Origin of the sequence: Paraburkholderia sp. RAU2J (genome assembly GCF_003634845.1) — a bacterium.
Lineage (GTDB): Bacteria > Pseudomonadota > Gammaproteobacteria > Burkholderiales > Burkholderiaceae > Paraburkholderia > Paraburkholderia fynbosensis.
The window spans coordinates 511,647-532,552 of record NZ_RBXG01000001.1; the positions used below are offsets into that span (position 1 = coordinate 511,647).

Sequence of the window (20,906 nt, forward strand, 5' to 3'; positions counted from 1 at the left end):
TGCCCGAAAGCAAAAAGGTCCACTCAATCGAGCGGACCTTTTTTCATGGCACGAGCAAAGCGCAAGACTTCATTCTGCCCAGCTCAACACACCGCTATAGCCGACCAGCAGGATCAGCAAGCCGAAGCCGATCCGATACCACGCGAACGCGGTGAAATCATGCGAGGCGATATATCGGAGCAGCCAGCGCACGCAGATGAACGCGCTGACGAAGGCCGCCGCGAAGCCGACCGCGAAGCTGCCAAGCGCGTCAGTGGACAGCAGATGCCAGTCCTTGTAGAGCTCGTACGCAGTTGCGCCGAAGATGATCGGAATCGCGAGGAAAAACGAAAATTCCGTGGCGACTCGCCGCTCCAACCCGAACAGCATCCCGCCGATAATCGTCGCGCCCGAACGCGAGGTGCCCGGAATCAGCGCGAAACACTGCGCGAGACCGACTTTGAGCGCATCGAGCGCGCTCAGGTCGTCCACGTTGCGCACCCGCACCACCTCGGCGCCGCCCGTCCGCTGACGGGCCTCCGCCCACAGGATCACGACACCGCCCGCCACCAGCGCAAACGCGACCGGCACCGGCGAGAACAGCGCCGCCTTGATCGTTTTTTCGAACAGCAGGCCGAGCACGATCGCCGGAATCGTCGCAATGATCACGTTCAGCGTGAAGCGGCGTGCTTCGGGCCGAGTCGGCAAACCGACCACCACCGTGCCGATGCGGCGGCGAAACTCCCAGCACACGGCGAGAATCGCGCCGAGCTGGATCACGACATCGAAGGTTTTCGCGTGTTCGTCGGTGAAATTCAGCAGACTGCCGACGACGATCAGATGCCCGGTGCTCGACACCGGCAAAAACTCGGTCAAACCTTCGACGACGCCCAGAATCAACGCCTTGCAAGCCAGTAGCCAGTCCATCCGTGCCCCTTGTCGCGGTAGATTGTCGGAAACGAACAGGACCGGCGCGAACAGTCACGTGTCTGCGCGGCCCCGCCGGCCGCGCGCTCCGTCATTTTTCGACGATTTGCACGCGTATGCCGTTTGTAAGGATGGTGATTGTACCGGGTTCGTAATTCACTCCGGCAAATTGCAGTTGTTCGGGCTTGAATGTGTAGATCGGATAGTTGGTCAGCAACTGCGTCGCGAGCAGCGCCGCCGCCGCATTGATCTGCTGGGTGTAGACCTGCGCCTGTCCGTTCACGCTGACGTTGTCCACATTCGGCGACTTCAGCACGACCGATCTGCTGGCCGCGTCATAGGCCAGCTCGCTCGACAGCGTGAACACGCCGTCGACCGGCTGCGGCATGAACGGGCTCGCGAAGCGCGCGTCGAGCTTCACGGAGACGCGGTTCGCATCCGGCAGAAAACCGACTACCGGATGAGTCAGCGAGACGTCGAATACCTGTGAGACCGTGCGCTGGTACGGGAATTTGCGCTGCACCGCGTCCTGCACCTGCTGTTGCGAGAACGTGTAGTGCGACGGGATGAACGGAAACATCGGCGTCGCGCAGGCCGCGAGCGATACGGTGATGCCGAGCACACTACAGCCGGTCAGCGCGGCGCGCAGAAAGCGGCGCCGGGCCGGCGCTGCGGATCGAGTCATGCGAAATCTCCAGTGGAAGCCTTCTCAAGCATGCGGTTGGGTTGCCTGATGGCCGGCCGATGCGGGTTGGATGGCGCGGGGCAGGTGCGACCAATCTGACGGACTAGTGAGCCGCCGCGTGCGGTTGCGTTTGCACCTCGAGCTGCGTCAACCAGGCGAGCGCTTCGCCACGGTCGGTGCCGCACATCTCGGTCTGCGGTTGCAGACCGGAACAGCACGCGGGCCGCTCCGGCTGACCGAAGATTGCACAACGCAGATCGTCGCCGAGTTGCACGCAGCGCACGCCCGCCGGCTTGCCGTCCGGCATGCCCGGGATCGGGCTCGAAATCGACGGCGCGATACAGCACGCGCCGCAATCGGGACGGCACGCGTGATCGGCCGCGTGAATCGGCGACTCGCGCTTCACGTCGCTGTTCGACGGGCTTTTCGACACGCTTGTCAACGCGCTGTTCAACACGCTGTTCAACTCATCACTCACGGCATCCATCCTGATCTTGAAAGCAGGCAACCGCATTGCCAGACCCGCATTGTGCCACCGCGTTCCGTGCGACCTTTTTACACAATCCGGCCGATGACCCCTCACTTAAACTCGACGACTCCGAAAAGGCCATGCTCAAGAGGCGTTCGCGCAGTTCGATCCGGTCTGGCAAACCCGCCGGCTCCCGCCTCTTCCTCGTGGCCAACCGCCCCGAGCCCCTCATGACCCTCGCCCATACGCTTTTCCGCCCTGACCTGCTCGCCAGATACATGGCGAACGGCCCACGGTATACGTCCTATCCGACTGCGCTGCAGTTCCACGAGCAGTTCGACCCCGGCGATTATCTGCGCGCTGCCGCCGACCCTGGCGCATCCTCGACCGAGCTCTCGCTGTATTTCCACATTCCGTTTTGCGACACCGTGTGCTTCTACTGCGGCTGCAACAAGGTCGCGACGAAAAACCGCGCGCACGCGCGTCCCTACCTCGATCGGTTGAAGCGGGAGATCGCGTTGCAGGCCGCCTGTTTCGACACGCAACGTCCGGTATCGCAACTGCATTGGGGCGGCGGCACGCCCACCTTTCTGTCGCACGACGAAACGGCGGAACTGATGGCCGCCACGCGTGAGCACTTCGCGTTGCAGCCCGATGCCGAGGCCGAATATTCGATCGAAGTCGATCCGCGCGAGGCGTCGCCGGACACCATCGCGCATCTGCGCAAACTGGGCTTCAACCGCCTGAGCCTCGGCGTGCAGGACTTCGATCCGCTCGTGCAGCAGGCGATCAACCGCATTCAGCCGCTCGAGATGACCGCATCCGTCATGCAGGCCGCGCGCGACACGCACTTTCATTCGATCGGCGTCGATCTGATTTACGGACTGCCGCATCAAACGGTCGACAGCTTCAGCCGCACGCTCGATACGATGATCGACCTTGCGCCCGATCGTCTGTCGGTGTTCGCGTACGCGCACATGCCGCAGCTCTTCAAGATGCAGCGCCGGATGGACCCCGCGACGCTGCCCTCGCCCGCGCAGCGGCTCGCGCTGCTGCAGCGGGTGGTCGAACGGTTGACGGACGCGGGCTACGTCTACATCGGCATGGATCACTTCGCGCTGCCCACCGATGAACTCGCCCGCGCACAAGCGCAGCGCACCTTGCAGCGCAATTTCCAGGGCTATAGCACGCGGGCGGAATGCGATCTGATCGGCTTCGGCGCGTCGTCGATCGGCAAGGTCGGCGACGTGTACGCGCAGAACGCGAAGGACTTGCCCGGTTATGCGGCGGCGCTCGACGCGGGCCGGCTCGCGATCGCGCGCGGCGTGCGCCTCACCGCCGACGACCGTTTGCGTCGCGACGTGATCACGCAAATCATGTGCAACCTGGAACTGCGCTTCGATGAATTCGAAGCCGCTTACGGCATCCACTTCGGCGAAACGTTCGCGCCGGAGCTGGAGCGCTTGCGTGGTTTCGAGGAGGACGGACTGGTGTCGATCAGTGCCGGGCGGCTCGACGTGCAGATGGCCGGCCGCATGCTCGTGCGCAACATCGCAATGGTGTTCGACCGCTATCTCGGCCAGCAGACGCTCGAACGGTTTTCCCGCACGGTGTGAGCGCCGCATGACGCGCTGAAAGCAAGTGGCTTGCCCGTCGTCGAATTTTCGGCCATAATCTCCGTCTTCGCGGCGCGCCAGAGTCTGACGCGTACGCTGCAAGATCTGCCCAGGTGGTGAAATTGGTAGACGCAGGGGACTCAAAATCCCCCGCCGCAAGGCGTGCCGGTTCGATTCCGGCCCTGGGCACCAAAGAATTCGATTGACCGTTTGTTTGCGTAGTGCCACGAACCCCGCCAGCGTTTGCTGCCTGCGGGGTTTTTCGTTTTCCGGCGGGCTGAGCGGGCCTGAGGAGAGCACATGCAATTAGAGATGCGCTCTCAGCCTCGATCAACAGCGTGAGCGCATTCCCGCCGCCCACGCCCGCTCACAAAAACTTACCGCCCCGCTACCCGCGCGCCACGATGCGATGCAGCTCCGCGCGCCGACGCTTGAACACGTAGCCGCCCCACATCACCAGCAGCCACAACGGTACGAGCCACACCGACACCGACAGGCCCGGCGTCATCGCCAGAATCACGAGGACCAGCGCCATGAACGCAAGGCAGATCCAGTTGCTGACCGGAAACCAGAACGACTTGAACACGAGCGTCTCGCCCGCAGCCATCATCGCCTTGCGCGACTTCAGATGCGTCAGGCTGATCAGCGCCCAGTTCAGCACCAGTGCCGCGACTACCAGCGACATCAGCAGGCCAAGCGCTTCGGCCGGAATCAGATAGTTGATGATCACGCCGGTGAACGTAGCGAGCGCGGACAAACCGATCGCCATGTACGGCACGCCGCGCCGGTCGACCTTCATCAGCGCGCGCGGCGCGTTGCCCTGCTCCGCGAGACCGTAGAGCATGCGGCTATTCGCATACACGCCGCTGTTGTACACCGACAGCGCCGCCGTCAGCACCACCACGTTGAGGACGTTCGCGGTCAGCGTCGAGCCGATCTGCGAGAAGATCATCACGAAGGGACTGCCGCCCGCCGCCACTTCGTTCCACGGATACAGCGACAGCAACACCGCCAGCGAGCAGATGTAGAAAATCAGAATCCGGTAGATCACCTGATTCACGGCCTTCGGAATGCTCTTCTGCGGATCGGCAGCCTCGGCTGCCGTGATGCCGATCAGTTCCAGCCCGCCGAACGAGAACATGATCACCGCGAGCATCGTGAAGAGGCCATGAAAACCATGCGGGAAAAAGCCGCCATGGCTCCACAGATTGGTGACCGACGCTTGCGGGCCGCCATGGCCGCTGATCAGCAGAAAGCCGCCGAACACGATCATGCCGATCACCGCCACGACCTTGATGATCGCGAACCAGAACTCGGTTTCGCCGTAGGCCTTGACGTTGGCGAGATTGATCGCGTTGATGGCGGCGAAGCACACCAGCGCCGACACCCACGTGGGGACGCCCGGCCACCAGTAATGCACGTAGGTGCCGACCGCGGTCAGTTCGGCCATGCTGACGAGCACGTACAGCACCCAGTAGTTCCAGCCGGACAGGAAGCCCGGAAAGTCACCCCAATACTTGTACGCGAAATGACTGAACGAGCCGGCGACCGGCTCCTGCGCGACCATTTCGCCCAGCTGCCGCATGATCATGAAAGCGATGATGCCGCCGATCGCGTAGCCGAGAATCATCGACGGGCCGGCTGCCTGCAACACGCTGGCGGAGCCGAGAAAGAGGCCCGTGCCGATTGCCCCGCCCAGCGCGATCAACTGGATGTGGCGATTCTTCAGCCCGCGCTTCAGGCCGTCTTGTTGCTGTGCACTATTCAAATTGCGCCCCAGTGTATGGATATCGGTCACCCAGTCGAACTGACGGTTCGGCCCGGCAAAACCGGTAATTTTACCTTGGCGGATATGACCTAAATACTGGGAGCAACCCGCGTTGGTTCTGCGCCGCACTTAAGCGCGATGTTTGTGATTGTCACTGGCGTGGTGCTTCGGTATGTTGCCCTAGTCGAAGTTTTCCGCCTGCGGAGATTCAACATGTCGCCCAAACGCCTGCTTTGCGCCGCTGCTTTGTCTCTCTGCTTCGCGGGGCCGGCCGCCTTCGCGCAAACGGCGACCCCTACGGCGCAACCGGCCCCAGCCGACCAGCCGGGCATGGAAACCGGCGCACCCGCTCCCGCCCCCGCTGCGCCGACGGCCGCGCCCGCCAGTTCCGCGCCGCCAGTAGCCACGGCTGCCCAAGCTCCTGTCGCGCCGCTGACCGGCCCCGTGCGCAACGTCGTGCTGGTCCACGGCGCGTTCGTCGACGGGTCCAGCTGGAACGGCGTCGTCGCGAAATTGCAGCAGAAGGGCTATCACGTGAGTTCGGTGCAGAACCCGCTCACCTCGCTCGCCGACGATGTCGCCGCCACGCGCCGCGTACTCGCGCGCCAGCAGGGTCCGACGATTCTCGTGGGGCACTCGTGGGGCGGCGTCGTGATCACCGAAACCGCTAATGCCCCCAACGTCGCGGGCCTCGTGTATATCGCCGCGATCGCGCCGCAGTTGCACGAGTCGACGATGGACCTGATGAAGCGCGCCGCGCCGGTGCCCGCGGGCCAGGCCATCAGCGCGGACCCGAGCGGCTTCCTGTGGCTCGACCGCGCCCGCTATCACGCTGACTTCGCCGCGGACGTGCCCGAGAATGTGACGCGCGTGCTTTCCACCGCCCAGGTGCCGATTGCGCAGAAGGCGTTCGGCGAAACGGTCAGCCAGGTCGGCTGGAAGGACAAGCCGTCGTGGTACGTGCTGACGACCAAAGACCGCGCGCTGTCGCCCGAAGTCCAGCGATTCATGGCGGACCGGATGGGCGCGAAGGTCGTGCCGATGGCGTCGAGCCATCTTGCGCCGGTGTCGCATGCGGGCGCGGTTGCCGATGTGATCGATCGCGCGGCGCGTGAGCTGAGCCGGCAGCAGTAGTCGGCCGTGCGCTGCGGCTGCGCGTGAGGCTGCGGCGTGCGTCTCGCATGCGATCGAGGACACCGCTACGGCTGCGCGAGTCTCATCGCCGCAGCCGCCCGCCTTGCTCAACGCACCACATGTGCCTCAAACCTCACCGCAAATTCGTCGCCGCCAGTTCGACGACCTCGTCCCCTCGCCCATTGAGCACCGCCTTCAGCATATACAGACTGAAGCCCTTCGCCTGCGCCCACTGAATCTTCGGCGGCAGCGCGAGTTCGTGCTTCGCGGTCACCACGTCGATCACCGCCGGCCCCGGATGCGCGAACGCCTCGCGCAACGCCGCTTCGATGTTCTCCGAATGTTCGATCCGGACTCCGTAGATTCCCGCGCCGCGCGCGATCGCCGCGAAGTCGGTCGCGGCGAGATCGGTGCCGGCTTCAAGATAGCCGCCCGCCTTCATCTCCATCGCGACGAAGCCGAGCGTGCTGTTGTTGAACACCACGACCTTGATCGGCAGGTCGAGCTGGCGCGCGCTGAGCAGATCGCCGAGCAGCATCGACAAACCGCCGTCGCCCGACAGCGCGATCACCTGGCGTCCCGGCTGCGCCGCTTGCGCGCCCAGCGCCTGCGGCATCGCATTGGCCATCGAGCCGTGATTGAACGAACCATGCAGAGTGCGCTTGCCATTCATCGTCAGATAGCGCGCGGCCCATAGCGTCGGTGTGCCGACGTCGGCGCAGAAAACCGCGTCTTCGTTCGCGACCTGGTCGACGATGCTGGTGAGATATTGCGGATGAATCGCGCGCCCCGGATCGGAGGGCCGCGCGAGATCGTCGAGACCCTTGCGTGTATCCGCGTAATGCTTGCGCGCGTTCTCGAGGAAACGCCGGTCGGTCTTGCGCTTCAGTTTCGGCAACAGCGCCTGCAAGGTCGCCTTGACGTCGCCGACGAGCCCGAGCTTCAGCGGTGCGCGCTTGCCGAGCGCGCAGCCGCGCCGGTCGATCTGCACCACGTTGCCATGCGACGGATAGAAGTTGCGATACGGGAAGTCGGTGCCGAGCATCACGAGGGTGTCGCACGACATCATCGCGTGATAGCCGGAGCTGAAGCCGATCAGCCCGGTCATGCCGACGTCGAACGGATTGTCCCACTCGACGTATTGCTTGCCGCGCAGCGCATGCACGGTCGGCGCGCCGAGCTGGTCGGCGAACTCGACCACTTCGTCGTGCGCGTCCGCGCAGCCGCTGCCGCATAGCAGGGTCACGCCGCCAGCCTGATTCAGCAGATCGGCGAGCCGGTCGATATCGGCGGCGGACGGCACCACGGTCGAGCGCTCCAGCGTGCCGGCCCATGCCGGCGTTTCGTCGGGCGCCTCGCCGAGCGCGACGTCGCCCGGCAGCACGATTACCGCGACGCCGCGCTCTTCGATCGCGGTGCGCATCGCGCGCGCCAGCACGCGCGGAAACTGCGACGGATTCGTCACCAGTTCGACGAAGTGACTGCACTCCTTGAACAACTCTTGCGGATGGGTTTCCTGAAAGTAGCCGAGGCCGATTTCCGAGGACGGAATATGTGCGGCAATCGCGAGCACGGGCTGATGATTGCGATGACAGTCGTACAGCCCGTTGATCAGATGCAGATTGCCCGGTCCGCAACTGCCCGCGCAGACGGCGAGCTTGCCGGTCGCGGCGGCATCGGCGCCGGCGGCGAAGGCCGCGACTTCTTCGTGACGCGTATGCATCCAGCGAATCGAGCCGAGCCGTTGCAAGCTATCCGACAAGCCGTTCAGGCTGTCGCCCGTCACGCCCCAAATCCGTTCGACGTCCGCTGCGGCCAGTGTTCTGGCCAGATAGTCCGCGATAGTCTGCTTAGCCATGCTGTACCCCCGTTCAGTGAGAAAGTCGGTACCTCCGGAATGCCAGAGAGTACCGCTTCCTCGCGAAACGTGTCATCAAGGGGGGTTCTTGAGCGAGACGTAAGCGCCGTGAAATGGGCGCGTAGACCCGCTCGCGGCCATTTCAATGCGCTTACTTCGCGACTATCGCAGCATGAACGACATCGCCGACAGACAGTTCAGCATCCGCACCGCATGTTCCGCCGACGCCGCGCCAAAGCGCAACGTCACCGCGTCCACGCGCGTAAGCGTCGGCCATTGGCAGAACAGGTCGGCCAGCGCGCTTGTCTGCACGCGCAACTCGCATTCGACCGGCTTCGCTTCGGCGCGCGTCGCGTGCGGCGCATGACCATCGGCGATGTGTTGCCGGACCACTTCGCGCGCAGCGCTCCTGATCGCCTCGCGCGCGCTGGCCGGCGATTGCGTCGCGCCGCTCGTCTGCCCGCTCGCGCGTTTCGTGACGACGAAGCGCGCATGCGGAAAGCGCGGCGCGGTTTCTTCGGCGAAGACATCGTCGCCGGACAAAAGCGCGACACGTGCACCATATTCTTCGGCCAGCGCGCCATACACACCCGCCTCGCCGAGCTCGACGCCGTTGAACGACACCCGCGCGAACGCAAAGCTGTTGATCGTGTGCGCGAGAACCCCGCGCGTTTGCGACATCGCGTGATAGCCGATCATGAACACCAGCGACGCGCCGTATTCGAGCCCGGCCATCATGCCGAGCGTGCGCGGTTTGCCGAGCATGACCTGGGCGCGCGCATCAAGCAGATCGGGCAGCAGGTTGCGAAAGCCGCCGTGCGAATCGTTAACCCATACCTCGGTCGCGCCAGCGTCGAATGCGCCTTCGATCGCGGCGTTGGCTTCGAGCGTCATCCAGCGGCGCGCGGCTTCGTACTCGCCGTTGCCCGCGCGCGTCTGCTCGGGGTGGAATACGCCGGCCACGCCTTCGATGTCGGCGGAAATCAGGACTTTCATTAACGAGCAGGTGTCAGTAGTTGAGCGAGGTCGGGCACGCCGTCGTGCAGCGACAAGCGTCGATGACCGTCGCGGCCCGTCACGGAGACCGCGCTCCACAACGCATCGACGATCGCCTGCTCGACGCTGTCCGCGCACGCGCGAAACAGCGGGTCCAGACGCGCGTCGGCGACGAGCGGCGGCAGCGTGACGAAGTCGGCGGCGTGCGGCACCGTATAAGCAGTCGAAAACGCGAGCGCGATATCGCCGCTGCCGTGGCCGTATACCGAGCCGGTTCGCGCGAGGCCCGCCGCCGCCCGCAGCGAGAGGCGCTTGAGTTGGCGCGCGTCGAGCGGCGCATCGGTGGCGACGATCATGATGATCGAGCCCTGCTCGGGCTTCGTCGTCGCGTTCGCAGCGGCTGTTTCGCAGGCGGCCTGTGCCGCGCGTGCGCGTTCGGCCAGCAAGCGCCCAAGCGGCGTGCCGTCGATCGTCAGCATCGGCAGGCGGCCGAAGTTCGCCAGCACCAGCGCGCCGACCGTATAGCCACGCCCCGCCACCTCGACCACGCGCGACGCGTTGCCGATGCCGCCCTTCAGATCGAAGCACGACATGCCGCGCCCCGCGCCGACCGAGCCGCTTGCGACCTGCGTGCTCGCGCTGTCGAAAGCGTCATTGAAATGCTGTTCGGTAACGGCCAGCGCCTGGATGTCGTTCAGGTAGCCGTCATTGCACTCGAACACCAGCGGATTGACCGTCGACCATTCGCGCCCGATCTGCGGATTCGCGCGTATCGCGGCGCGAATCTGCGCCTGCGCGGCCGATGCGACGCCGAACGTATTGGTCAACGCGATCGGCGTTTCGAGCGTGCCGAGTTCCTCGACCTGCACGAGCCCGATGCTTTTGCCGAACCCGTTGATCACCGACGCCGCAGCCGGCACCTTGTCGACAAACGGATTGCCCCGATGCGGACGGACCACGGTCACGCCCGTTTGCAACGCGCCTTGATCGAGCGTGCAATGGCCGACCGTGACGCCTGGCACGTCCGCAATCGTGCCGAGCGGACCGCCGGGCAACGTGCCGATATGCGGCGCGCCCAGCCCTGAGTCGATGGCTGCGCTCATGGCCGGTCGAGCTTCGGATCGAGCGCATCGCGCAAGCCGTCGCCGAGCAGGTTGAACGCGAGCACGGTGAGGAAAATCGCGAGACTCGGGAACAGCGCGATATGCGGCGCGGTCACCATATCGGCGCGCGCTTCGTTGAGCATCGCGCCCCACTCGGGGGTCGGCGGTTGCGCGCCCAAGCCGAGAAACGACAGGCTGGCCGCAGTGATGATCGACGTGCCGATGCGCATCGTGAAGTACACCACTATCGACGAGATCGTACCCGGCAGAATGTGCCGCACGATGATGGTCCAGTCCGAGGCGCCGATGCTGCGCGCCGCTTCGATATATGTGAGCTGCTTGAGCATCAGCGTGTTGCCGCGCACGAGCCGCGCGAATGCGGGAATGCTGAAGATCGCCACCGCGCAGATCACGTTGATCATGCCGTTGCCGAGAATCGCCACCACGCCGATCGCCAGCAGAATGCCGGGGAACGCGAACAGCACATCGGCGACGCGCATCGTGATGCGATCCCACCAGCCCTCGTAGTAACCGGCCAGCAGCCCGAAGAACGTGCCGATCACCGCGCCGATCGCCACCGACAGAAAGCCCGCTTCGAGCGAGATGCGCGAGCCTGCGAGAATGCGGCTGAAAATATCGCGGCCCAGCGAGTCGACGCCGAACCAGTGCGCGGCGGACGGCCCCGCGTTCAACGCGTCGTAGTCGAAGAAATTCTCCGGGTCGTACGGCACGATATGCGGCGCGGCAATCGCGACTGCGATCAGCAGCAGCACGAAAATGCCGGCGGCGAGCGCCACGCGCTGCTTGCGGAACTTGCGCCAGAACTCGCTCCACGGTGTGCGGATCACGCGTTCGGCGGACGCGGCGTCGGCCACATTCGACTCGGTCACGGTCGTGCTCATGCAGGCCTCACTTGAAACGGATGGTCGGATTGATCACGGCGTACAGCACGTCCACGACCAGATTGATGATGATGAATTCGAGCGAGAACAACAGCACTTCGGCCTGAATCACCGGATAGTCGCGCATCGATACGGCATCCACCAGCAGGCGCCCGAGCCCTGGCCAGTTGAACACCACTTCGACCACGATCGAGCCGCCCAGCAGAAAACCGAACTGCAGACCCATCATCGTGATGACGGGAATCAGCGCATTGCGCAGGCAGTGTTTGACGATCACGAGCCGCTCGGGCACACCCTTGGCACGCGCGGTGCGCACGAAGTCCTCGTGCATCACTTCGACGAACGACGCCCGCGTGAAGCGCGCCATCACTGCGGCCACCGCCGCGCCGAGCGTGAGCGACGGCAGCACGTAGCTCTGCCAGGAGCCGTCGGCGACGATCGGCAGCCAGCCGAGCTTCACCGAGAAAATCTCCATGAGCAGCATGCCGAGCGCGAACGCCGGAAACGAAATACCCGACACCGCGAGCGTCATGCCGAGCCGGTCGGGCCAGCGGTTGCGCCACACCGCCGAAACGATGCCGAGCGTCATCCCGATCACGACCGCCCATGCCATGCTGGCGAGCGTGAGCAGCAGCGTCGGCATGAAGCGCTCGGCGATTTCCTGGCTGACGGGCCGCTTGCTGCGCGTCGAGATACCGAAATCGCCGTGCGCGATGCGCCAGAAGAAGTGGGCGAACTGCTGCGGCATCGGCCGGTCGAGACCGAGATCGGCGCGCACCAGCGCAACCGTCGCCTCGTCCGCTTCGGGACCGGCGGCAAGCCGCGCCGGGTCGCCCGGCAGCAGATGCACGAACAGAAACACCAGCACGGCGACGATGAAGAGCGTCGGCAGCAGGCCACAGAAACGTTTGACGAGGAAGTTCAGCATGGAACCCAATCCGGCAGTGATACGGGCAACGAAGAGTCGAGACCGGCGGTAGCGCGGCTATCGTCCCGGCGTATTTCATCGAATACGCCGGGACGAGCGCTCAGCGCATTATCTGATCGCGATTTCGTCGAAATTGAACGAGCCGTCCGGCGCGACGTACGCGCCCGACAGACGCTTGCTGCGCGCGTACACCACCTTCTCCTTGACGAGGAAGATCCACGGCGCGTCGGCCCAGATGCGCTTTTGCGCATCGGTGTAAAGCGCGGCCTTCTGCGTGCGGTCGGTGGTTTCGAGCGCCTGCTTCAGATCGCGGTCGACGGTGTCGTTCTTGTAGTACGCGGTATTGACCATCTTCGGCGGAAACGAGACGGACGCGAGGAGCGGTGTGACCGCCCAGTCGGCCTCACCAGTCGACGATGACCAGCCCGCGTAATACATCCGCACCGGGGCGGTAGCGGGGTCTTGAGCGCTCTCCACCTTGGCGACACGCTGCCCCGCTTCGAGCGCTTCGACCTGCGCCTTGATGCCGACTTGCGCGAGCTGCTGCTGCACGAACTGGATCACCTTCTGCGCGGTCGAGTAGTTATACGCCGACCACAGCGTGGTTTCGAAACCGTTCGGATAGCCCGCTTCCTTCAGCAACGCACGCGCCTTGGCCGGGTCGTACGGCCACGGCCCGAGCCTGGTCGCGTAGTCGACGCCTTGCGGCACCACGCCGTCGGCCGGCGTCGCGTAGCCAGCGAACACGACCTTGCTCAGCGCTTCCTTGTTGACCGCATAGTTCAGCGCTTCGCGCACCTTCGGGTTGTCGAACGGCTTCTGGTTCACGTTCAGGCTGATATAGCGCTGAATGATCGACGGCGATGCGATCAGGTCGACCTTCGGGCTCGACTGCAATTGCGCGGCCTGTTCGAACGGCACCTGGAACGCGAAATCCGCTTCGCCGGTACGCATCAGCGCGGCGCGTGTGTTGTTGTCGACCACCGGCTTCCAGTCGATCGCGTCGATCTTCGGATAGCCCTTCTTCCAGTAGCCGGAGAACTTCTTCACCGTCAGATCGCCCGCCGGGTCCCACTTCACGAGTTCGAACGGACCCGTGCCGACCGGATGGAACGCGATGTCCTTGCCGTATTTCTTCAGCGCGTCCGGCGAGATCATCACCGCCGACGGATGCGCGAGCACGTTGACGAACGCGGAGAACGGCGTCTTCAGCGTGACCTTCACCGTGTACGGATCGACCACTTCGGTCTTCTCGATGCGGCTGAACATGTTGTAGCGCTTGAGCTTGTTCGCCGGATCGGTGACGCGGTCGAAGTTCGCTTTCACGGCCGCCGCGTTGAAGTCGGTGCCGTCCTGGAACTTCACGCCATGGCGCAGCTTGAACGTGTAGACCTTCGCATCCGGACTCGCCTCGTAGCTCTCGGCCAGCACGTTGACCAGCTTCATGTCTTTGTCGAAGCCGAACAGCCCTTGATAGAACGACTTCGCGACCGCTTGCGACAGCGTGTCGTTGGCATCGTACGGATCGAGCGTCGTGAAGGTCGAGGCGACGGCCATCACGGCCGTGGTGTCGGCGTGCGCCGCATTGCCCGCGAGCATCGCGAACACCACCGCGCCGCCGCTGACCAGCGCGCGCAAACGAAACGGAGAAGACGGGACCAGCAGGTTCATGAGGTTGGCTCCAGGCGGCAAGATGAAACAGAGTTGGGGTTGCGAGAGGCTCGTTTTTGCTTCGGGTTTTGCGTTGCGTTCTGCTTGACGTGTTGCTGCGATTCTTTGGCTTCGTTTGCGCGTCGGGTCTTCTGCAGGTCTCGCGCCTCAGTAGGCCCCGCCGACGCGATGCTGCGCCACGTAGTGATCCGGTCCCACCGCCACCAGCGGCGCGACGACCGGCTCGTCGCCGAGCGCGCGGATCGGGCTCGGAATGTCGTCGGCGGCGAGCATGCGTTTGGCGTGCCGGCGCGCCGGATCGGCGACCGGCACCGCGCCCATCAGCTTTCTCGTGTACGGATGCTGCGGTGCTTCGAACACCGCGCGGCGCGGCCCGATCTCGACGATCTGGCCGAGATACATCACCGCGACGCGATGACTGACGCGCTCGACCACCGCCATGTCGTGCGAAATGAACAGATACGCGACGCCGAGTTCGCGCTGCAGATCGAGCATCAGATTGACGATCTGCGCCTGCACCGACACGTCGAGCGCGGACACGGATTCATCGGCGATCACGACTTTCGGATTCAACGCGAGCGCGCGTGCAATCGCGATGCGTTGGCGCTGCCCGCCGGAGAATTCGTGCGGATAGCGGCGCGCGGCTTCGGCCGGCAGGCCGACTTTTTCGAGCAGCCAGGCGACCCGCGCCTGCGCTTGTGCGCCCTGCGCGACGCCGTGCACGAGCAGGGGCTCCATGATCGAAAAGCCGACCGTCAACCGCGGATTCAGCGACGCGAACGGGTCCTGGAAAATGAACTGGATATCGCGCCGCAGCGCCTGCAACGCGGGGCCGGTCAGCGAACTGATTTCCTTGCCGTCGAATTCGATCGAGCCGCTCTGACTTTCGACGAGGCGCAGCAGCGAGCGGCCCGTCGTCGACTTGCCGCAACCCGATTCGCCGACCAGCGCGAGCGTTTCGCCCGGCCGCAAATCGAAGCTGACTTTTTCGACCGCATGCACACGTCCCGTCATGCGGCCGAACATACCGCTGCGTACCGGAAAGCGCGTGACGAGATCGCGCACGCGCAGAATCGGCGGCATGTCTTGCCGCACCAGCGGCTGCGCCGCGTCGGCGATCGCTGCGGCGGACTGCACGGCCTGCGCGGCGCCGCTCAGGCTCGCCTGTTCGACGGTGAGAATCGGAAAGCGCGCGGGTTGATCGGTGCCCTGCATCGCGCCCAGGCGCGGCACGGCCGCCAGCAGCGCCTTGGTATAAGGATGCGAGGGCGCGGCGAACAGCGCATCCGACGCGCCCTCTTCGACCTTTTCGCCGCGGTACATCACCAGCACGCGATCGGCCACCTCGGCCACTACGCCCATGTCGTGCGTGATGAAGATCACGCCCATGTTCATCTCGTCCTGCAAGCCGCGGATCAGCTGCAGGATCTGCGCCTGAATCGTCACGTCGAGCGCGGTAGTCGGCTCGTCGGCAATCAGCAGCGCGGGCTTGCACGACAACGCCATTGCGATCATCACGCGCTGACGCATGCCGCCCGACAGTTGATGCGGAAAGCGCGCCGCCACCCGCCGTGCCTCAGGAATCCGAACCAGTTCGAGCAGCCGCAGCGTTTCGGCATGGGCGGCCTGACGGCTCTTGCCTTGATGCAACGCGATCGCTTCGCTGATCTGGTCGCCGACGGTGAAGACCGGATTGAGCGACGTCATCGGCTCCTGGAAGATCATCGCGATGTCAGCGCCGCGAATCGAGCGCATCGTGCCGGACGACGCTTGCGCGAGGTCGAGCACGCTGCCGTCGCGGCGCCGGAATGCGATGCTGCCGCCGGCAACGCGCCCGCCGCCATGCTCGATCAGCCGCATCAACGCGAGCGAAGTCACCGATTTGCCCGAGCCCGATTCGCCGACGATCGCCAGCGTCTCGCCGCGCTCGACAGTCAGCGACAGATTGCGCACCGCGTTGAAGGTCGAGTTGCCGCGGCGAAACGCGACCGACAGATCGTCGACCGCGAGCACGCGTTGCGGCGGCAAGGTTTCGATAAGCGGACGGGCAGTGTGCGAGGGAGTCGGCACGGTGGTTCCTTTGATTTCGAACGCGGCTAACGTAGGTTCTGGCAAAACTTCGAGCGGAATGTCGCGCGCTAGCGGTAGATCGCCGTCACCGGCGTTTCGCCGAGCCGCGCGAAACCGCGGTACATGCCTTCGGTGTTGAACGGCAGCGTGACGTTACCGCGCGCGTCGACGGCGATCAGACCGCCGCGGCCGTCGATCTTCGGCAGACGGTTCATCACGACGTCGTGGGCCGCTTCCTGCAGCGAGACATTGCGATAGGCCATCTGCGCGGCGACGTCGTAAGCGGCGACCATACGCATGAACATTTCGCCGGAGCCGGTGGTCGAGACCGCACAGGTCGCGTCGTCCGCATAGCAGCCCGCGCCGATCAGCGGCGTATCGCCGACCCGGCCAACCTGCTTGTTGGTGACGCCACCCGTCGAAGTGGCCGCCGCCACGTGGCCGTGCCGGTCGAGCGCGACCGCGCCGACGGTGCCGAACTTGCGGTTCGGATCGATCGGCTCATGCGGTGTCGGTTCGCCATCGCCTTGATTCGCCGACGATGCCGCGGCGAGCGTCGCGCCGTCGTGATCGAGCACCGCGCGCTGCTGATCACGCGCGAGCAGCCACTGACGATGACGCGCTTCGGTATCGAAGTACGCGGGCTCGACGAATTCGAGCCCTTGCGCGGCGGCGAACGCCTCCGCGCCTTCGCCGGTGAATAGCACGTGCTCGCTGCCTTCGAGCACGCGACGCGCGGCCAGAACCGGATTGCGCACGCGCTTCACACAACAGATCGCGCCGGCTTCGAGCGTGCTGCCGTCCATGATGGCGGCGTCGAGTTCGTGGGTGCCGGCGGCCGTGTAGACCGCGCCATGTCCCGCGTTGAAGAGCGGGCAATCTTCGAGCAGCCGCACGGCTTCGCTGACCGCGTCGAGCGCGCTGCCGCCGTCGGCGAGCACGCGCTGGCCCGCGCTCAGCACTGCATGCAGCGCCGCGTGGTATTCGGTTTCGGCACCGGCCGACATCGACGCGCGCAGGATCGTCCCTGCCCCGCCGTGAATGGCAATGACTGCGTTGGAGTTCATCGTTTCGTTTTGGGAGTGCTGGTGGTACGGGGGGTGCGGGTGGCGCGCGGCGCGCGGCTCGTGACGCGCGCGGGTTCGCCCGCTGCGTCGCTCGGACCGGCCTGCGGCTCGACGAGCCAGGGCAGCACGAATTCGCTGACCTCGGCGGCGGCCTTCACCGAGCGTTGGGCGCGATACGCGAGCGCGTCGCAGAGCGCTTCGATCACCGCCAGCACGGCGGAATCGGCGTTCGCCGCGAGCCGCCGGTCGGTGCGGATATAAAGCGAGAGACTCGCGAATTGCGCGAGCGGCGAATGCGGACCGTCGGTCAGCGCCAGCACGCGGGCGCCCCGGCTGGCGGCACGGCGCGCGAGTTCGATCGTGTCTTCGACATAACGCGGAAACGCAATGCCGATCACGAGATCGTTTTCGTTCGACGCGAACAGACGCCGCGCCGCATGCGACGGCCCGCCGATGAGCGCGAGCGACTGCACGTTGTCGTGATACGGCATCAGGCCGTGTTCCATCAGACCGGCGAGAAACGCGCTGGCGCCGTAGCCGAGCACGAACACGCGGCGCGCGGCGATGATCGCTTCGACGGCGGCGTCAGCGGCGGCGCGGTCGATCGCGGTGCGCGTCGCGTGCAGGTTGTTGGCGGCCTGCTCCAGCGATGCGTCGACCAGATCGTCGCCGGCCGCGAGCGACTCCTGCGCGTTGCGCAGGCGCTCGACCGGTGCGAGCGTCGCTTCGAAGCCGCGTACCAGTGCCTCGCGGAACTGCGGATAGCCGTCGAAGCCGAGCGCACGGGCAAAGCGGTTCGCGGTCGCCACTGACGCGCCGACCACGCTCGCCAGCTCGTCGATCCGCATGGTCGCCGCGCGAAACAGATTGGCCAGCACGTAGTCGCCCATGCGCCGGTGAATCGGCGTCAGCGTCGGCATGGCCGCGGCGATGCGCGCGGCAATGGCCTGCTCGGCGTGACGGGATGCGGCGGCGGGATGGTCGATCATGCGAGTGTGTCTGCGCGACGGTTGTAGTTGGAATGCATGAAAGTATATTTACATGAAAACATCCTGGAAAAAAATTCATTTTCATTTTCGAGGGTTTTTACCGAGATTGGTGAAGGACAACGCATGTCAGCAGGCCATCGCTGTCCGATCCGGAACACTCGCAAGCCGCGCCGCTGGCGACATCACGATGATCAGCGCCTGCACGAAAAAAGCCGCCGCTGCCGCGACCAGGCAGGCGTCGACATTCCAGCGCGCGCTGAGCGCCGCGCCGAGGAGCGCACCCACTGGCCGCGCGCCATAGGTGGCGGTGCTGATGAGCGCGGAGACACGGCCCATCATGCGCTCGGGAGTGATCGCCTGGCGCAGCGTCGTGGAGCCGACCACCCACAGGATCGGTCCGGCGCCGAGCAGGAAGAAGCTCGCCGTCGCGAGCCAGAACGACGGTGCGACGAGCGTCGCCACCATCACGAGCGAGGCGAGCAGACCGCACGACGGCCCGATGATCAGCACCCGGCCGAACGCGAGCCGTCGCGCGATGGCGGGCGCGGCCAGCGCGCCGCACACCATGCCGACGCCGTAAGCGCCGAGCGTCACGCCGACCGCCGAGGCGCTCAGCCCCAGCCGATGCACCGCGTACGGCACATACACCGCCTGCAGGATGAAGAAGCCGAGGTTGAAGAACACCGCGGTCGCGAGCATCGGCCGCAGCAACTCGTCGCGCAGCACGAAGCTTGTGCCGTCGCGCAGTTCGAGCATGAAGTGGCGCGCGGGAGCGGCCGCGCGCGGCGGTTCGCGCAGTCCCGCCAGCAACGCGACGGCCAGCGCCGACAAGGCCGCCGCGCAACCGTAGGCCCAGCCCGCGCCAATCCAGCCGACCAGCAAACCACCCACCGCCGGCCCCGCGGAATACGCGACGCTGCGCGCGAGTTCGAGCCGGCCGTTCGCGCTCGCGTACGCTTCGCGCGGCACGAGGGACGGCACCAGCGACGGCGCGGCGACGTTGTAGGCCACGGTGCCCGTCGCCGCGATGAAACCGAGCGCGGCGAGCAACGGCAGGCTCAGCGCATGCGTCATCACGAGCAGCAGCACGCATAGCATCGCGAACACGCGCACGCTTTCGGCGAGCGTCATCAACATGCGGCGCGAGCGGCGATCCGCCCACACGCCGAGCGGGATCGACAGCAACAGGAACGGCAGCGTCTGTGCGGTTTGCAGAAGCCCCGTACCGCGCGCGTCGGCGCCGAGCGCGAACACCGCGACGAGCGGCGCGGCGGCGAGACTGATCTGCTCGGCCGATTGCGCGGCCAGATTCGACCACGCGAGCCGCTGGAAGACGGCCGGCAATCGGATCGCGGATGATGAAGACATGGCGGGCATCGATGAACTCCTGCGTGATGGCGGGGAGTCCATCGTCGTCCGTCCGGCGCCGCGGGGCGCTCCGCTTCTTGCGGTGTTATTCTTCGCTCGCCATGAATCTCGAAAGCATTCTCTTCACTCAAGGTTTCGGCTCGCGCCGCCAATGCCGGGCGCTGATCGCCGATGCGCGCGTGAGCATCGGCGGCGCTGTGTGCACCGACGCCGACGCCGATTTCCCGACCGATGACGACACCTTGCGCTTTAGCGTGGACGGCGTCGTCTGGCCGTATCGCGAGCATGCGTATCTGCTGCTGAACAAGCCCGCCGGCTACGAGTGTTCGCGCGATCCGCAACATCATCTGAGCGTGTTCAGCCTGTTGCCGCCGCAGTTCGCCGAGCGCGGCGTGCAATGCGTGGGCCGGCTCGACCAGGACACGACCGGCCTGCTGCTGCTCTCCGACGACGGCAAGTTCGTCCACCTGTTCACGTCGCCGAAACGCAAAGTACCGAAGCTGTACGTCGCGACCACGCGTCATCCGCTCGACGACGCGCAATTGAGCGCGCTGCGCAGCGGCGTGCTGCTGCATGGTGAGACCAGGCCGAGCGCCGCCGTCGACGCCGAAGCGCGCGACGCGCACACGCTCGCGCTCACCGTGATGGAAGGCAAGTACCACCAGGTCAAGCGGATGATCGCCGCAGCCGGCAATCGTTGCGAAGCGCTGCATCGCGAGCGGATCGGCGGACTCGCGTTGCCCACGGCGCTCGCGCCCGGCGCCTGGCAATGGCTCGACGAAGCCGACCTCGATTCTTTACGGAGCGGGTAAACCGCTAGCGCCCGCTTAAGGTCTTGATGCGGCAGGAAAAGCCCGTCGAGCTGCGGGAACTGTTCGAGCGGCGGCCCGCAGAACCGCTGCGTCGCAGCATGCTCTTCGTTACACCGCGCCCTATACTTGTCTAAACAAACGACTACAAAAGGTTTGCAAGGAGGGGCACCATGCACATCGTCGACACCATTACGATCTCGCAGGTGATGGTTGCTTTCGTATGCTTCGGGCTGCTGTTGGTCGGCGCACTGGTGGTCATCATGCGGCTGCGGCACAAATATTCGCCGAACCTGATCGGCGCTCTGGTCGGCGGGATGTTGTGTTTCCTGCTGCTGGAATTCCTGCCGTCGCTGACCTGAGCGAGCGCAATCACGCGCAGCGCGATGCACGTCGGCAACGCGACGCGCAACGGAATTTTTCCGGGCGACGCCCGGTGCGGCGAGTATTTGCCGGGTTTTCGGCTAGCTCTGCAGGGCTCCCTGATCGAGCCTTCCTGAAGGGGGCTTCGGGCTCGGCGCTTCAGGTTCGGCGCTTCCGGCGCCTGCGCCCCGCCCGCTCACACGT

General features: G+C 65.3%; 18 protein-coding genes and 1 tRNA gene. 5 read left to right on the plus strand and 14 right to left on the minus strand.

The window, feature by feature from the left end; translation table 11 throughout:
• Positions 1-69 precede the first annotated feature (69 nt).
• The 3 genes from B0G69_RS02360 to B0G69_RS02370 form a co-directional block, all read right to left on the minus strand.
• Complete coding sequence (locus B0G69_RS02360; protein ID WP_121315483.1) at positions 70-906, minus strand: undecaprenyl-diphosphate phosphatase; 837 nt, start codon at positions 904-906, stop codon at positions 70-72.
• Between the two features lie 91 nt (positions 907-997).
• Positions 998-1,591, minus strand: coding sequence for a DUF1439 domain-containing protein (locus B0G69_RS02365; protein WP_121315484.1), 594 nt, complete (start codon positions 1,589-1,591; stop codon positions 998-1,000).
• 103 nt (positions 1,592-1,694) lie between these two features.
• The gene (locus tag B0G69_RS02370) at positions 1,695-1,997 is read right to left on the minus strand and encodes a YkgJ family cysteine cluster protein (protein WP_121319035.1); all 303 of its coding nucleotides are present in this window, start codon (positions 1,995-1,997) and stop codon (positions 1,695-1,697) included.
• A gap of 293 nt (positions 1,998-2,290) precedes the next feature.
• Here B0G69_RS02370 and hemN point away from each other — a divergent pair, with 293 nt between their 5' ends.
• Positions 2,291-3,676, plus strand: coding sequence for an oxygen-independent coproporphyrinogen III oxidase (gene hemN / locus B0G69_RS02375; protein WP_121315485.1), 1,386 nt, complete (start codon positions 2,291-2,293; stop codon positions 3,674-3,676).
• Positions 3,677-3,783: 107 nt separating this feature from the next.
• A tRNA-Leu gene (locus tag B0G69_RS02380) sits at positions 3,784-3,868 on the plus strand.
• Positions 3,869-4,064: 196 nt separating this feature from the next.
• Here the strand turns inward: B0G69_RS02380 and B0G69_RS02385 are convergent.
• A complete protein-coding gene (locus B0G69_RS02385) occupies positions 4,065-5,444 on the minus strand; it encodes an amino acid permease (protein WP_121319036.1) in 1,380 nt (459 codons plus the stop codon).
• Positions 5,445-5,657: 213 nt separating this feature from the next.
• On the opposite strand from B0G69_RS02385, the gene B0G69_RS02390 reads away from it, so the two are divergent.
• Positions 5,658-6,578, plus strand: a complete 921-nt coding sequence (locus B0G69_RS02390) for an alpha/beta hydrolase (RefSeq protein WP_121315486.1) — start codon at positions 5,658-5,660, stop codon at positions 6,576-6,578.
• A gap of 133 nt (positions 6,579-6,711) precedes the next feature.
• Here the strand turns inward: B0G69_RS02390 and poxB are convergent, their stop codons facing one another.
• The 10 genes from poxB to B0G69_RS02440 form a co-directional block, all read right to left on the minus strand.
• Positions 6,712-8,436, minus strand: a complete 1,725-nt coding sequence (gene poxB / locus B0G69_RS02395; protein WP_121315487.1) for a ubiquinone-dependent pyruvate dehydrogenase — start codon at positions 8,434-8,436, stop codon at positions 6,712-6,714.
• A 162-nt stretch (positions 8,437-8,598) separates the two neighbouring features.
• A complete protein-coding gene (locus B0G69_RS02400) occupies positions 8,599-9,432 on the minus strand; it encodes a M55 family metallopeptidase (RefSeq protein WP_121315488.1) in 834 nt (277 codons plus the stop codon).
• Complete coding sequence (locus tag B0G69_RS02405) at positions 9,432-10,535, minus strand: P1 family peptidase (RefSeq protein ID WP_121315489.1); 1,104 nt, start codon at positions 10,533-10,535, stop codon at positions 9,432-9,434. The genes B0G69_RS02400 and B0G69_RS02405 overlap by 1 nt, the downstream gene beginning before the upstream one ends.
• Positions 10,532-11,437, minus strand: a complete 906-nt coding sequence (gene gsiD / locus B0G69_RS02410) for a glutathione ABC transporter permease GsiD (RefSeq protein WP_121315490.1) — start codon at positions 11,435-11,437, stop codon at positions 10,532-10,534. The genes B0G69_RS02405 and gsiD overlap by 4 nt, the downstream gene beginning before the upstream one ends.
• A gap of 7 nt (positions 11,438-11,444) precedes the next feature.
• Positions 11,445-12,365: a glutathione ABC transporter permease GsiC gene (gene gsiC / locus B0G69_RS02415; RefSeq protein WP_121315491.1), complete on the minus strand. Its 921-nt coding sequence runs from the start codon at positions 12,363-12,365 to the stop codon at positions 11,445-11,447.
• A gap of 108 nt (positions 12,366-12,473) precedes the next feature.
• Complete coding sequence (gene gsiB, locus B0G69_RS02420) at positions 12,474-14,036, minus strand: glutathione ABC transporter substrate-binding protein GsiB (RefSeq protein ID WP_121315492.1); 1,563 nt, start codon at positions 14,034-14,036, stop codon at positions 12,474-12,476.
• A gap of 147 nt (positions 14,037-14,183) precedes the next feature.
• Positions 14,184-16,106, minus strand: coding sequence for a dipeptide ABC transporter ATP-binding protein (locus B0G69_RS02425; protein WP_121315493.1), 1,923 nt, complete (start codon positions 16,104-16,106; stop codon positions 14,184-14,186).
• Between the two features lie 68 nt (positions 16,107-16,174).
• On the minus strand, positions 16,175-17,173 hold the full coding sequence (locus B0G69_RS02430; protein ID WP_121315494.1) for an isoaspartyl peptidase/L-asparaginase: 999 nt from the start codon (positions 17,171-17,173) through the stop codon (positions 16,175-16,177).
• Complete coding sequence (locus B0G69_RS02435; protein ID WP_121315495.1) at positions 17,170-18,162, minus strand: MurR/RpiR family transcriptional regulator; 993 nt, start codon at positions 18,160-18,162, stop codon at positions 17,170-17,172. The genes B0G69_RS02430 and B0G69_RS02435 overlap by 4 nt, the downstream gene beginning before the upstream one ends.
• Positions 18,163-18,288: 126 nt before the next feature.
• A complete protein-coding gene (locus tag B0G69_RS02440; RefSeq protein ID WP_121315496.1) occupies positions 18,289-19,539 on the minus strand; it encodes an MFS transporter in 1,251 nt (416 codons plus the stop codon).
• A gap of 92 nt (positions 19,540-19,631) precedes the next feature.
• Between B0G69_RS02440 and B0G69_RS02445 the strand changes: the two genes are divergently transcribed.
• Together B0G69_RS02445 and B0G69_RS02450 are read left to right on the plus strand one after the other, a co-directional pair.
• Positions 19,632-20,342 (plus strand): 16S rRNA pseudouridine(516) synthase, encoded by a 711-nt coding sequence (locus B0G69_RS02445; protein ID WP_121319038.1) that lies wholly within the window; start codon positions 19,632-19,634, stop codon positions 20,340-20,342.
• A gap of 170 nt (positions 20,343-20,512) precedes the next feature.
• Entirely contained in the window at positions 20,513-20,701 is a 189-nt protein-coding gene (locus B0G69_RS02450; protein WP_121315497.1) for a hypothetical protein, read from the plus strand.
• Positions 20,702-20,906 lie beyond the last annotated feature (205 nt).

Coding starts and splice junctions, on each gene's coding strand:
- B0G69_RS02390 (WP_121315486.1), top strand. CDS start 5,658: ATGTCGCCCAAACGCCTGCTTTGCGCCGCTGCTTTGTCTCTCTGCTTC.
- B0G69_RS02405 (WP_121315489.1), bottom strand. CDS start 10,535: ATGAGCGCAGCCATCGACTCAGGGCTGGGCGCGCCGCATATCGGCACG.
- poxB (WP_121315487.1), bottom strand. CDS start 8,436: ATGGCTAAGCAGACTATCGCGGACTATCTGGCCAGAACACTGGCCGCA.
- B0G69_RS02435 (WP_121315495.1), bottom strand. CDS start 18,162: ATGATCGACCATCCCGCCGCCGCATCCCGTCACGCCGAGCAGGCCATT.
- B0G69_RS02360 (WP_121315483.1), bottom strand. CDS start 906: ATGGACTGGCTACTGGCTTGCAAGGCGTTGATTCTGGGCGTCGTCGAA.
- B0G69_RS02365 (WP_121315484.1), bottom strand. CDS start 1,591: ATGACTCGATCCGCAGCGCCGGCCCGGCGCCGCTTTCTGCGCGCCGCG.
- B0G69_RS02450 (WP_121315497.1), top strand. CDS start 20,513: ATGCACATCGTCGACACCATTACGATCTCGCAGGTGATGGTTGCTTTC.
- B0G69_RS02430 (WP_121315494.1), bottom strand. CDS start 17,173: ATGAACTCCAACGCAGTCATTGCCATTCACGGCGGGGCAGGGACGATC.
- gsiC (WP_121315491.1), bottom strand. CDS start 12,365: ATGCTGAACTTCCTCGTCAAACGTTTCTGTGGCCTGCTGCCGACGCTC.
- gsiD (WP_121315490.1), bottom strand. CDS start 11,437: ATGAGCACGACCGTGACCGAGTCGAATGTGGCCGACGCCGCGTCCGCC.
- B0G69_RS02445 (WP_121319038.1), top strand. CDS start 19,632: ATGAATCTCGAAAGCATTCTCTTCACTCAAGGTTTCGGCTCGCGCCGC.
- B0G69_RS02400 (WP_121315488.1), bottom strand. CDS start 9,432: ATGAAAGTCCTGATTTCCGCCGACATCGAAGGCGTGGCCGGCGTATTC.
- hemN (WP_121315485.1), top strand. CDS start 2,291: ATGACCCTCGCCCATACGCTTTTCCGCCCTGACCTGCTCGCCAGATAC.
- gsiB (WP_121315492.1), bottom strand. CDS start 14,036: ATGAACCTGCTGGTCCCGTCTTCTCCGTTTCGTTTGCGCGCGCTGGTC.
- B0G69_RS02440 (WP_121315496.1), bottom strand. CDS start 19,539: ATGCCCGCCATGTCTTCATCATCCGCGATCCGATTGCCGGCCGTCTTC.